The sequence below is a fragment of the Cysteiniphilum sp. JM-1 genome (assembly GCF_008711525.1).
In the GTDB taxonomy this organism is placed as follows: Bacteria; Pseudomonadota; Gammaproteobacteria; order Francisellales; family Francisellaceae; genus Caedibacter.
Genome location: NZ_VXKS01000031.1, coordinates 1 through 13513, shown reverse-complemented (window position 1 = coordinate 13513; position 13513 = coordinate 1). Strand labels below are relative to the sequence as shown.

Genomic DNA, 13513 nt, shown 5'->3' with positions numbered 1-13513 from the left:
CACGTCTTCACAAAAAATCAAAAAAAACACAAAAAATCTGTAGTGCCTTAACTCAACTTTGTGTATGGCGCAAAGCATTATACTGTCTACGTTTCAGAAATTTTGCTTACCAAATTGGGCAAAAAGTATCTTATTTGCTACTGAGTTTATGTCAACATACGAAATCATTCACATGGGTTTTGATCTGTAATCCCTTATCAATAAATACATTCCATTGTTTACATATTCAAATTATCTTTGTAATAATCGCGCCTTATTTGCTTTGAGTATTTTCTTTTTCTTATGATCTAAAGGTGACAAGATCACATAAGCCACAGGCACAATCAATAGCGAGAATATTGTACCAAAACAAAGTCCACCGACAATTACCCAACCAATCATATTATTAGCGACATTTCCAGGACCCATCGCCAGTGCCAAAGGAATCGATCCCAAAACCATTGCCGAAGTTGTCATCAAAATAGGACGTAAACGTGTAATTGCACCTGTTTTAACGGCATCGATTAAAGACACACCCTCTTTGAAGTTTTCATTAGCAAATTGTGTGATCAAAATACCGTGTTTACTAATCAGCCCGACGAGTGTAATCAAACCTATATTCGTAAATAAGTTCAAATCCCCTCCTGTCATCAACATCGTGATCAAAGCACCTACCGTTGATAAAGGAACGGTAAGCAAAATAATAAATGGATCGACAAAGCTCTCAAACTGAGCGGCAAGCACTAGATAGATGAAAATCAACGCCAAAGCAAATAAGCCAAACATCGTACCACTCGAGGATATGAATGCTGCCATACGCCCACCAAAATCAATACCAGCGCCATCAAGCTTTGTTTGATTTGCCAGTTTATTGATCTCGTTATAAACTTCACTCATGCTATAGCCGCTTGAGATATTCGCACTAATTTGCGCTGTGTTAACCCGGTTATATCTAAAGAGGCTACTTTGTCTGACATCCGGTGTTACCTTGATTAAATTTGACAATGGCACCATTAAACCTGAATCGCTTGGCACATAAATTTTACTTAAACTACCAAAACTTGATAAATCGTCAAGATTCATTTGTACCAAAACTTGGTAGCTTTTCTCATCGGTTTTAACATCAGTGATATGTTTACCACTCATCAAAATACTAAATGTATCAGCGATATTTTGCGGATCCACGCCAACATTGGCAGCAAGCTCACGTTGAAACTTGACATTATAAACGACATTATCAAACTTCAGACCATTGTTAACATTATTAAGCCCTGGGTAATTCATGAGTTTCTTGGTTAGACTATCAGCAGCTTTAACCAAATGATCAATTGGTCCTACATTATGCAAATAAATAATCACATCAGAGCCATCCGCATCTGATCCAAAACTCACGGGATCAGGAACACTCATACTGACTTTAATTCCTGGAATTTGTTGTGCCTCGGCGAGTAATTTGTCAATAATTGCCTGAGTTGATACTTTACGTTTATCACCCCATGGTTGCATTGTGACAAAGTTATTTGCATTACCCGAAAATACATATTCGGCATTATTCAAAATATAAGGATTATTATCATAAACACGCTGACTTAACATATTCATATAATAATTGGTATAATCAAGAGCTGCACTTGGCGGAGAAGTAATTGTCGCCTCAAAATATCCAATATCCTCTTTAGGAATAAATGACTGAGGTACGACTTTAAACAACATAAAACACAAAACACCCAAAGCAACAAGTAATGCTACTACCCAATATTTTGCCTTTAATACGAAGTTTAATATTTTGGCATAAGCCGCATTTAATTTATCGAAAATATGCTCTAGCCAAACTTCTATTTTGGTTTCTTTTTCCCGTGATTTTAAAATATAGGCACACATCATCGGTGATAAGGTCAATGCAACAAAGCCTGAGATTAAAACGGATCCCGCTAAGGTAAAAGCAAACTCTCTAAAAATAGTCGCACTAAAACCTGATAAAAAGCCAATCGGTGCATAGACTGCTGCTAGTGTTAACGTCATTGCAATCACTGAAAAACCAATCTCCGCTGAACCTTGTACAGCTGCATCAAAAGGTTTCTTGCCCATTTCAATGTGCCTGTGAACATTCTCAAGCACAACAATCGCATCATCAACCACCAGACCAATGGCAAGAATAATTGCTAAAAGTGTGACAACGTTAATACTAAAGCCACACAGTAGCATAACACCAAAGGCACCGATAACGCACACTGGGATGGTTAAAATCGGAATTAGCGCAGCACGGATACTACCTAAAAATACAAACACCACCAACATCACCAAAATGATGGCTTCAAGCAAGGTATCATAGCCATCGGCAATTGATTTTTGTAAAAACGTTGATTGATCATAAACCACTTTAACTTCCATGCCTTTTGGTAGTTGCTTGGCAACACGCTTAAGCTCTTCTTTGGCAAGGTTTGCTACGGTAATTGGGTTGGCATTGTCTGTGGGGCGCAGCTGTACACTAATGGCATTTTGCCCATTAATCAACATGGGCGAGTCGCTTAAACTCGCATTACCCAAATCCACTTTTGCAATGTCTTTTAAATAAACCGGTGCACTACCACTATCTTTAACGACAAGGTTTTTAAATTGATCTGCTGTAGTCAAATCGGTATCTGAACTAATGGAGAAATTACGATACTTGCCACGAACACTACCGCCTGAGAAGCTAATATTATTACTATTTAAGGTACTTTGCACATCCGAAACGGTAATACCAAGCGCTGCCATTTTTTGTGGATTAAGCCAAATACGCATCGCGTAATCACTAGCACCATAGACCCAAACAGCCCCCATACCTGGAATGGATTGAAAGATCGGAACAATATTCTTTTGCACATAGTCACGTATTTGTGCTGATGTTAGATTTTTATCTAACACGCCCAAGTTAACCACAGGACGCTCAACACCCCCTTGAGTCACACTAGGCGCATTAATATCTGCAGGCAACTTCTGCGAGATAATACTTGAGATATTATCACGCACCTGACCCATAACATTGGTCATATCCGCATCATCAGCAAATGTTAAGTTAATCGTACTACTGCCATATGAGCTTGATGAAGTCATCTTGATCAAGCCATCGATATTATAAAGCGCATCTTCAACCGGTACTGTGACATCATTTTTCATTAACGTTGGTGAGGCACCTGAGTATGAAATCGAGACTTGCGCAATTTTCTGCTGAATCTTAGGAAAATAACGAATCTCAAGATAGCTAAAGCCAACGATACCTAAGACGATAATCATCAAACTTAAAACAACCGCAAAAACGGGTCTCTCAATACAAATTTTTGAAAGCTTCATGCGTTACTTACTTCCATTATTACCATTGATTGCTGCTTGATCGTTAACCCCAAAGCCGCTTTTTGGATCAACATTGATATTTAATTCTTTTTGTAACTTATCAAACCCTGGTGGTGGCAAATCAGAAATGCTAATTTTAGCGCCATCAGTAAGCTTAAATCCGCCAATCGTTACCACTTTTTGCCCTTCTTCTAAGCCTTTGGTTATCTGTGTCCAGCCACTGCGCACCATGCCGATATCTACTTGCACGGCTTTGACGGTATTATCAGGGTTGACCACATAGACAAATGATCCTTGTTGATTGGTCTGAATCGCCATATCTGGTAATGCCAAAATCGCTTGTTTATCCTTTAGGATTTGTGAAACCGACATAAACATCCCAGGAGACAATAAATAATCATCGTTATTGACTTCAGCCTCAATCTCAAGTGTGCCACTTTTACTATCTACCGTTGGCGAGATGTAGTTAACAACACCTTTGAATATTTTCTTGGGATACGTTTCAGTGGAGAGCTCAACCTCATTACCAATTGCTACTTTTGGTTTAACATCTGCTGGAATCGCAAAGCGTATCTTTAGGGGATTTTCCTGTGTTAATTGCACAACGGCAGTACCCGCTGCCACATATGCACCAACATCAAACTTATAAATCCCGAGCACACCGGTAAATGGTGCTTGTAGTTTATCATGAGCAACCACCGTTTGCTGTTGATCAACATCGGCTTGTGCTTGTTGCAAATCCGCATATTTCTGGTCAATATCTTCTTTGGAAATCGCCCCTGATTGCTCTAATAACTTAACGCGCGAATAAGTCTGCTTGGCTAAATTTAACTTCGCTTGCAGTGAGCTTAAGGTTGCCATATCTTGCTGATCATCTAAAGCTGCAACCGTTTCACCTTTTAATACCCGATCGCCGTTTTTGAAATATTTCTCTTTTAACTTACCGCTATTATCAAAACTTAAATCAACCTGTTTTAACGCATAGATATTACCCACTGCGGTAATCGTCTCTGGCACATTAATCTTCTTAACCTCACCGACATTAACTGCCGTAGGTTTGACCACTTGCTCCTTGTCAGCTGCATAAGCAAACTGATGTAGACTCATCAATGGGGCAGCTAAAGCCATCATCAACGTAGTGATCTTTGCTGTTTTTAAAATTTGATATTTATTATTTTCATTATTGTTGTTCATAGGCTCACTTGTCATGGAATGTGTTAAGTCATAAGCTAATCTGATTATAGCCACTGCTTTTATTATGTCTAATAAACTATGATCTTTTATTATCACCGAATCATAAGCGATCTAAAACATATTTAATACGCTCCTCCTTGGTCATTGGCTCATTAAGCACTGGCTTAATCAGTGCATGACGCTTTGCCAACCCCACTTGGTTCGCGATTTGAATATTAAGACCAGGACGCGCATTAAGCTCAAGCATCAGTGGCCCATGATCTTTATCTAACACCAAGTCAACACCCAAATAACCTAAATTGGTCATATCATAGCTAGCACTTGCGATTTTTAGACACTCTTGCCAATGTGGCACGGTAATCCCTTCAATCTCATGCAAGGTATCTGGGTGATGTGTGATAATCTCATTATGCCAAACCCCATGCAGTGTCAAACCAGTTTTTAGATCAACGCCAGCACCAATTGCACCTTGATGCAGGTTTGCTTTGCCATTGGATTGCTGTGTTGGTAAACGCACCATTGCCATTACTGGAAAGCCTTTGATCAAAATGATCCGAATATCTGGCACCCCTTGATAGGCAACTTTAGCAAAAGTTGGGTCAAATTGAATCAAATATTCAATCATCGCTTTATCAGGGCGACCACCAAGTGAATATGCACCACTTAATGTAGTTGAGGTGTGATAACGCAACTGATCTAGCGTCATTAATTTACCATTTGCCAAACGGTAGCGATTATTAATAAAGTGCGTAATGACAAGAATACCCTCACCACCGGCACCTTGCGCAGGCTTTATCACAAATTGATGGTGATCCCCTAAGATCGATTGTAGATTTTTGTTATCATGCTCTGAACCAATTACACCATAAAGCTCAGGTACATTAATGCCATGCTCAAGTGCCAAGGCTTTGCTCTTGAGTTTATCATCAACCAGTGGATAATATTTGCGATCATTATATGCTTGGATATAGCCAACATTGCGATTATTAATCCCCAATACACCCGCTTGTTTTAGTGCACGCCATTTACTAATCCACCACATTTACTGGTCACCCTTACCCGTTTTACCTTGCTGCTGATCATTAATTTTCTGTGCTAACGCCTCAAAGCGATAAAGCTCAGTCAAACGGTAGCCACGATAACGTCCAATTAATAACATCACAGCCATGACCACTAATAGCAATCCTGAGAATGTGAAAAACCAATACTCTAAATAGGCATTAAAGATAAAGATATAACAGATGGTTGCAGCCAACAGACTACCAATCGCAATTTTAATGGCTTCAGTGCCACCACGTTCTTCCCAAACAATCGATAAACGCTCTATCGACATTGTTAAAATAACCATTGGGAATAAGGTAATTGATAAGCCTTGAGATAGCTCCATCTTATGCATTGCAATACTAATCAATGCCATAATTAATACAACAACACACAGAAGCATCCCAAGCCGTGGCACGACCAATAATTGTAATTTCTCAAAATAAGCTCTAAAGCTTAACCCTAAAATGACCACCAATGAAAATAAGATAATTCCCCATACCAAAGTGGTATCCTTAAAAGCTAAGGCAATCAATACCGGCATAAACGTACCCAATGTTGGCACACCGATAATAATCCGCAAGATCAAAATAATCAGCACACCAAAAGGCACCATTAAGATGATTTTATAAATTTCCTGTGTTTGCGCTGGTAAATTAAGTAATGAAAACTCATATATATTTTGCTTCACAGTATTGTTTTTAAGATCCAGATAACGCTCCATCGGGATGCTTTGTTGTGCTGCGGTAAAGGATACCAGTTTAACTGTACCACCTTGGACATTGACAAAATCACCATTACCACTCCACCAGGTCATCGCTTTGCTATTAGGATTGTCAATATACTCACCTGTGCTGACATCATAAGTATGCCAATCTTTGCCGTAGTACACCTTAATCCACGTTGGCAAGTTCTTAAGATTTAATTTATCCTCATACTCATAAGGTACCACATGAATAATCAAGTTCGGCAAATTCAGCTCAGTTAATAAATAATTAAGCAATCTTGCGCGCGTTTTTGCCGTTGGCTTGCCACTGGTCATCTCCTGCCAGAAGTACAGATTACCATCATCATTAATAAAGTTTATCGCTTGCGCAATCAAGGTGGGCGAATCTGCTGATTTCTCTGCAATCCCCTTGGCAGTCGTTAACAACGTTAATAACTTCTTAGGCTCTAGAATATCTTTTATTTTCTTTTTTTCTTTTTCAAGATCAGGAACGGTGCTTGATACACTTTGCGCATTACTCGCCACCGTCACATCATAAATCACCGTTTGTTTGCTGTTAACCTCGCTTTTAGAGAGCACTGCCATGCGGTTATTTTTATCCTCTGAACGCAAAACGATCTTACCAAAGCCAGCAGCATTAATACTTTCATCTAGTACATCCGCCTTAACCAAGTTTGGCACCAACAAGTTCACCTTAAGTGATGAATCCGTCGTATCTGGCACAATCTGCAGCTCAGCATTAAACTTCCACGTCATATTCTCATCATTCGGCCACCACGACAGCCCAAGTTTAAAATGCTGATAAAGACTAAAACCAATACCTGCAACCAACAAAATGATCAAAAGTGTGAAAAACTGCTTATTAACCTTACTCATTGCTTATCCATATCATTTGTATTGCTATCATCTGATGACTGATCACTCGTATTATCAGCTTTCTTTGGTTGGTCATTAGAAGCTTCAGTACCATCACTTTTTTTATTGCTATTTATTGTTGCTTCTTTTGCTTCTTTTATCTCTTTTGCTTCTTTTATCTCTTTTGCTTCTTTCTCCTCTTGCTCTTTTGCCATCTTAGCAAATAGCGCTTCACAGGCACTGCCATCCATCGTGAATTTTTGTGCCGGATCGATCACAGCACCCAATTGAATCAATGCTTTACGCCCTAAAAGTAGCGGATAATCAAAATGCGTTCTATCGGTTAAATTAACTTCAATCGTATAGATTTTGCCATCAAAACAAACCGGCATTTCAACGACAGGGCGCTCATCATATTGATCTTTTGTGTCCTCACCGGCACGGTTTTTAATCTTCATTTCACGCTTTAACGGCAAATCATATGCTACCTTTTCGATCTTATCTTTATTGCGCTTGCCCTGCTGTTCTATCGCCTCATGGGTGACATCAAAGCGCACATATTCCTGCCCATCCTTTGCGTATACGTGAATATTTGTCGCCGAAATCGAGGAAACTCCAGCCCCCGTATCTAGCTTGGCATCTAAGAGTGTTTTGCTTGGTAAAATATACACATTTTCAACATAGCCATAACCTGTTTTTATATTTGCCATCGCTGTACTCGTCATTAATATGGTTGATAAAGCTAAATGTTTGATGATCTTATTTGCCTTCATTTGTTTCCCTTTAAAGTTTTTACCTTTAGGCAGTAAATTGCTTCGTAGTATAGTTATAAACTTGGCATTATGCCAATGGATATGTTATTAACTGTAAAGCCTAATTATAAAGCGCCTAATAACACCATACTTGCATTAATTGAACCTTAAGAATGACAAAAACATCGACTATGACAGCAAATTATTACAGCATTGAATGCATATCACAGCATGAAATTGAGCCGATTAAAAAGTCTCGCTTTATTGCTCACTTACTGCCTTTAAAAGAGCCTTCCGAGCTTCACAGCTTCTTGCAGCAACTTACCAAGGAATATGCCAATGCCAATCATCACTGTTGGGCTTATCATCTTTTTGACAATCAGCAGATTCGTTTTAATGATGATGGCGAGCCTTCAGGTTCCGCTGGCAAGCCTATCCTTAATCATCTTCAAGGCAACAAACTCATTAATGCTGCCATTATCGTGACGCGAATCTTTGGTGGCACCAAGCTTGGCGTGGGTGGCTTAGTACGCGCCTATGGTCAAGCAGCTAGTGAAGTCATTAAAAATAGTCAGCTTGTAACTTTCACACCAACCAAAAGACTGTCGCTGACCTATCAATACAGAGATACCGCATTAATTGAGCAAGTGCTACACACACTTAAATTAACAGCGATTGATTCAATCTTTGGCAATGACATTACCTTGCACTTCGATATTGCATTATCAAAATGGGACATAACTTATCAAGCACTACTAGAAATGACACAAGGACGAGTCATTATTCATCGATAAATCGCTTTGCATTTCCTTTTTTTTTCTCTACCATGTGACAAATCAATTGAGTTTGAAGCAGCTATGTTACACCCAACTTACGATATTCATAAGTCTTATGATGAGAATTACAACAATGGACCAATGTGTGATTTCACCATCCCCAAGCGCATTTCATTAAAACCGATTAACTTGTGGGGCTACCAAATAAACTCACCCATTGGCGTGCCAGCGGGTCCCTTAATTAATGCCGAATATATTAAGCTATATGCTGAGTTAGGCTTTGATCTGCCGGTGTATAAAACCGTGCGCACTATTGAGCGCAAAGTACATCCCGCACCAAATTGCTTAATGGTTGATAGTCATAAGCAATTAACCATTGATGATATTGGTCAAAGCATTTACCCACTCGATCAAGCGCCACAAACACCGCATGAGATTGCCATCACCAACTCTTTTGGTATTCCAAGTAAGTCGATTGAAATATGGCAAGCAGATATTGCCAAAGCCAATGCGTTTATGGCACCTAATCAACTAATGATCGTCTCATGTGTTGGCACACCTGTGCCTGATCGCAATTTTATCGATGACTTTGTTCTTTGCGCACAAAGGGCTGTTGAAGCGGGGGCTAAAGCCATTGAGCTTAATTACTCATGCCCTAATGTCGTCTCTAAAGAAGGTAGTATTTATCAAGATGCTGAGCTTTCAAGCACGATCTCAAAAGCGGTAAAAAAAGCAATCAAGGATGTGCCGCTTATGATCAAGATGGGCTATATCAAAGAAGAAGCTAAAGCATATGACATCATCAAAGCCAATGCGCCATTTGTTGATGGTATTGCGGCGATTAATACCATTTCAATGCAAGCAAGAAATAAAGATAACAGCCAAGCACTTCCTGGTGAGGGACGCTTAAACAGTGGCATTTGCGGCAGCATCATTAAAGACCTATCCCTTGAAATGACTAAACGCATTCATAAGATACGCAAAGAGAATCACTTTGATTTTGTGCTTTGTGGTGTAGGCGGTATTGTTTGCCCTGAAGATATTGATGATTACCTAAACGCGGGTGCTGATATTGCTATGAGTGCAACAGGTGCCATGTGGAATCCATTATTAGCGCATGATTGGCAGAAATTGCAAACAACAAAATAATCGCTAACTCACGCGCTTTTTTTATTCTTCTTTATTTTTTCTTTGGTTTATTCAAACAATCCTTACATTCGATATAGAGCACGGAACTATGCTCAACGAGATTGCCGCCTAGCTCTTCGACTGCTTTCATTTGTCTTGCTTCAATCACATGATCAACAAATTCCTCAACTTTGTGGCATTTAACACAAATCATATGATCATGATGATCATCCGAATCAAGCTCATATACTGCTTGCTCTCGACCAAGGTTTAAGCGCTGCAATAATCCTGCCGACTCAAATTGTGCCAAGACGCGATAAACTGTTGCAATACCGATATCTTCTTCTTTTTCTTTAACAATTCGATAAACATCATCAGCCGATAGATGACGCTGATCTGACTCTTCAAAAATACGTAATATTTTCAGTCGTTGTTGCGTGATTTTCAATCCCGCCTGTTTTAGATCTTCTTTTCCTAGTGACATTGTGTATAAGCACTCATTAAATTTGTCAATGCTAGACATTCTAACCTGATCATTTCGATAAATGAAGAACTCACTACTGCAAAATCTTTAGTTGTTTATCTATTGCCAAACAAAAACAGTTGCTTTCAGCCCCCCCACCCGTGCAGCTTATGCGGCACGACCTCTCCCGCAAGGGGAGAGGTTATTTCACGTTGGCTGAGCACAAGTCGAAGCCATTATACAATCACTCAACCGTACCCTTCGACTATGCTTAGGGGACGGTTATATACCCACCATGCCCTTTGAATATGCTCAGGGAACGGTTAGTATTATGCACTTTTGAGAAATCAAAGCATCATGCTTGCTTTTTTGCATCGTGAATCATTACCATAAGTGCCATCTTTAGATAAATTGATAAGACATTTATGCTGAACTACAAAGACTTACGCGAATTTTTAGATCACTTGGAGGAAATAGGTGAGCTAAAACGCATCAAACAAGAAGTATCACCCTTTCTAGAAATGACTGAAATCTCATCACGCGTACTTCACAATAAAGGACCCGCGCTTTTATTTGAAAATCCAAAAAATCACAATATGCCAGTGTTAACCAACTTATTTGGCACTGAAAAGCGCATCGCATTGGCACTTGGTGCGGATGATGTCAGTCAACTGCGTGAAATTGGTAAACTCTTGGCTTATTTAAAAGAACCTGAGCCACCAAAGGGTCTTAAAGATGCTTGGGATAAAATGCCAATTTTAAGGCAAGTCTTAAAGATGTCACCTAAGGTTATTAAAAATGCACCATGCCGTGAGGTAATTATCAATAAGGAAGACATTGATTTTTATCAAATGCCAATACAAACCTGCTGGCCTGGAGATATCGCCCCACTTGTGACATGGGGGTTAACCATCACCAATAGCATTCGTAAAGAGCGTTTAAACCTAGGTATTTATCGCCAACAAGTCATTGGTAAGAATCGCCTTATCATGCGCTGGCTTCATCATCGCGGAGGTGCGCTTGATTACCAAGCATGGTGCAAAGCCAATCCTGAAAAGCCTTTTCCCGTATGTGTCGCATTGGGCGCAGATCCTGCGACTACTTTAGGCGCGGTGACACCTATTCCTGACACACTTTCTGAATATGCTTTTGCCGGATTATTGCGTGGCAGTAAAACCGAGCTCACCCCGTCGATACTCCATGGTGATGATATTATGGTGCCAGCGAATGCTGAGATTATTTTAGAGGGTTTCATATATCCTAATGATATTGCCGAGGAAGGTCCCTTTGGAGATCACACCGGTTATTATAATGAGGTTGAAAAATTCCCTGTATTCACCGTTGAGAAAATCACCCATCGTAAAAACCCCATTTATCACAGCACCTACACCGGTCGCCCACCAGATGAGCCGGCTATTTTAGGCGTGGCATTTAATGAGATATTCGTGCCGATCATTCAAAAGCAATTCCCTGAAATTGTTGATTTTTATTTGCCGCCTGAAGGTTGTTCCTATCGCTTGGCAGTCGTTAGTATCAAAAAACAATACCCAGGACACGCCAAACGCGTGATGATGGGCGTTTGGTCATTCTTACGTCAATTCATGTATACCAAATTTGTGATTATTGTTGATGATGATATCAATACCCGCTCGTGGGAAGATGTGATCTGGGCAATTACCACACGTATGGACCCAACAAGAGATACGACCTTGATTGATAATACACCGATTGATTATTTGGATTTTGCCTCGCCTGTTGCTAGTCTAGGCTCAAAAATGGGACTAGATGCAACCAATAAACTCCCCGGTGAAACAACACGCGAATGGGGTGAGGTGATCACCATGCGCCAAGATATTATTGATAAGGTTGATGCGATCTGGGCAGATTTAGGGATTGATAATGACTCAAAAGCCTAAGCAGCCCAAAGCCTTCTTCACGTTAAGACAGAATAATTTTTTACAACTTTCTATCTTAAGGTTTTTTTGCTACCCTATGCGGACTTTGAGTTTACTTTAAAAACCTATGCCTATTTTTTTTCAACGTATTTACGCATGGTTCGTACATTTATTTACCGCTAGTGGCGCTGTTTTCTCGGTACTGGCACTAACCAGCTCAGCACAAGCTTATGCGGCTAAACTATTAGGAAACCATCTTGATTATATCCATTATTTAAAGCTTTCTTTTTTATATGTCGTCATTGCGATTTTAATTGATGCCGCTGATGGCACATTAGCACGTCGTGTTGATATCAAAAAGCTAGCCCCTTTAGATGGTGGCTTATTAGATAATATTATTGATTTCACCAATTATGCGGTTATCCCTGCTGTATGGGTTTATATTACCGATGTCGTGCCTGATGGCTTTAAAACACTTGCGCTTATCTTGATTATGCTTGCCTCATGCTATCAATTTTGCCAACTTGACGCCAAAACCAAAGATCATTTTTTCAAGGGATTTCCAAGCTATTGGAATCTGGCAATTTATTATCTGATTTATTTCCAGTTCTCGGGAATCACCAATTTTGTGATCATTGTCGCTCTAACGATTTTGACCTTTGTGCCGATTAAATACATTTACCCATCACGTATGAATTATCTAAGCAAACGTAAATCAGTTATTTCATTGATGTTTATTTACACATTGATATGGGGTGCGGCAACGATTGCTTCAGCGCTTATCTGGCCAATATCCAATGCCCTTTTGACTTGGACGATTGTCAGTTATATTTTAGTCTATTTTCTATTTAGTCTTTATCGCACATTAAAGCCTTTGCAATAGTTGTATATAATCCCATGCTATTCGGCACAAAACTTTAATTGGCATCAAGTCAGTCGACCAAAGACTGCCATAACAAATTTTAGGTTTTAAAGCAGATATGTGCGTTGCATTGTTTGAGTATAACGAGTTTGCATAGCACCTGTTTTAAAAACGTTAGGAAATTTGTGAGGCTAGCGTTTTTGCTTACTTTTGGGGCAATGCCAAAAAGTAAGTCGCATCAGCTGTGAAACAGCGGTGAAAAAATATTTAGTGACAATTAGCCCTAACCTTGCAACCTGATTTATGAACGTTGGCTGAGCATTAATTGAAGCTATGCATTGTCTCACGCCTTCCTTTTCGACTCTGCTCAAAGCACAACTGATACTATTCCCAAGTTGGTAAATTTTTGATTACAAAGCATTCAAATCGAACTTTTTTTGCAATTTCATGCCCTTCAAATCCTTATTCCTACGTTCATTTTATGTCAAAATCACTTTTGTAGTGCCAT

Annotated in this window: 10 protein-coding genes; 4 read left to right on the top strand and 6 right to left on the bottom strand. The window is 39.5% G+C overall.

The window, feature by feature from the left end:
• Positions 1-231 precede the first annotated feature (231 nt).
• The 5 genes from F3D68_RS10460 to F3D68_RS10440 all read right to left on the bottom strand — a co-directional run bounded on the left by F3D68_RS10460 (position 232) and on the right by F3D68_RS10440 (position 7902).
• Positions 232-3312, bottom strand: a complete 3081-nt coding sequence (locus F3D68_RS10460; protein ID WP_151194383.1) for an efflux RND transporter permease subunit — start codon at positions 3310-3312, stop codon at positions 232-234.
• Between the two features lie 3 nt (positions 3313-3315).
• Complete coding sequence (locus F3D68_RS10455; RefSeq protein ID WP_191092800.1) at positions 3316-4506, bottom strand: efflux RND transporter periplasmic adaptor subunit; 1191 nt, start codon at positions 4504-4506, stop codon at positions 3316-3318.
• 100 nt (positions 4507-4606) lie between these two features.
• Positions 4607-5548: an alpha-L-glutamate ligase-like protein gene (locus tag F3D68_RS10450; RefSeq protein WP_151194381.1), complete on the bottom strand. Its 942-nt coding sequence runs from the start codon at positions 5546-5548 to the stop codon at positions 4607-4609.
• Positions 5549-7150 (bottom strand): UUP1 family membrane protein, encoded by a 1602-nt coding sequence (locus tag F3D68_RS10445; RefSeq protein WP_151194380.1) that lies wholly within the window; start codon positions 7148-7150, stop codon positions 5549-5551. It abuts the gene before it with no gap.
• A complete protein-coding gene (locus F3D68_RS10440; protein WP_151194379.1) occupies positions 7147-7902 on the bottom strand; it encodes an ATP-dependent zinc protease in 756 nt (251 codons plus the stop codon). The genes F3D68_RS10445 and F3D68_RS10440 overlap by 4 nt, the downstream gene beginning before the upstream one ends.
• A gap of 152 nt (positions 7903-8054) precedes the next feature.
• Between F3D68_RS10440 and F3D68_RS10435 the strand changes: the two genes are divergently transcribed.
• Both F3D68_RS10435 and F3D68_RS10430 read left to right on the top strand, forming a co-directional pair.
• On the top strand, positions 8055-8675 hold the full coding sequence (locus F3D68_RS10435; RefSeq protein WP_151194378.1) for an IMPACT family protein: 621 nt from the start codon (positions 8055-8057) through the stop codon (positions 8673-8675).
• Between the two features lie 63 nt (positions 8676-8738).
• Positions 8739-9806, top strand: coding sequence for a dihydroorotate dehydrogenase (locus tag F3D68_RS10430; RefSeq protein WP_151194377.1), 1068 nt, complete (start codon positions 8739-8741; stop codon positions 9804-9806).
• A 31-nt stretch (positions 9807-9837) separates the two neighbouring features.
• Here the strand turns inward: F3D68_RS10430 and fur are convergent, their stop codons facing one another.
• Entirely contained in the window at positions 9838-10269 is a 432-nt protein-coding gene (gene fur, locus F3D68_RS10425; RefSeq protein ID WP_151194376.1) for a ferric iron uptake transcriptional regulator, read from the bottom strand.
• Between the two features lie 407 nt (positions 10270-10676).
• Between fur and ubiD the strand changes: the two genes are divergently transcribed.
• The gene (ubiD, locus tag F3D68_RS10420) at positions 10677-12164 is read left to right on the top strand and encodes a 4-hydroxy-3-polyprenylbenzoate decarboxylase (protein ID WP_151194384.1); all 1488 of its coding nucleotides are present in this window, start codon (positions 10677-10679) and stop codon (positions 12162-12164) included.
• Positions 12165-12270: 106 nt separating this feature from the next.
• On the top strand, positions 12271-13026 hold the full coding sequence (locus F3D68_RS10415) for a CDP-alcohol phosphatidyltransferase family protein (RefSeq protein WP_151194375.1): 756 nt from the start codon (positions 12271-12273) through the stop codon (positions 13024-13026).
• Positions 13027-13513 lie beyond the last annotated feature (487 nt).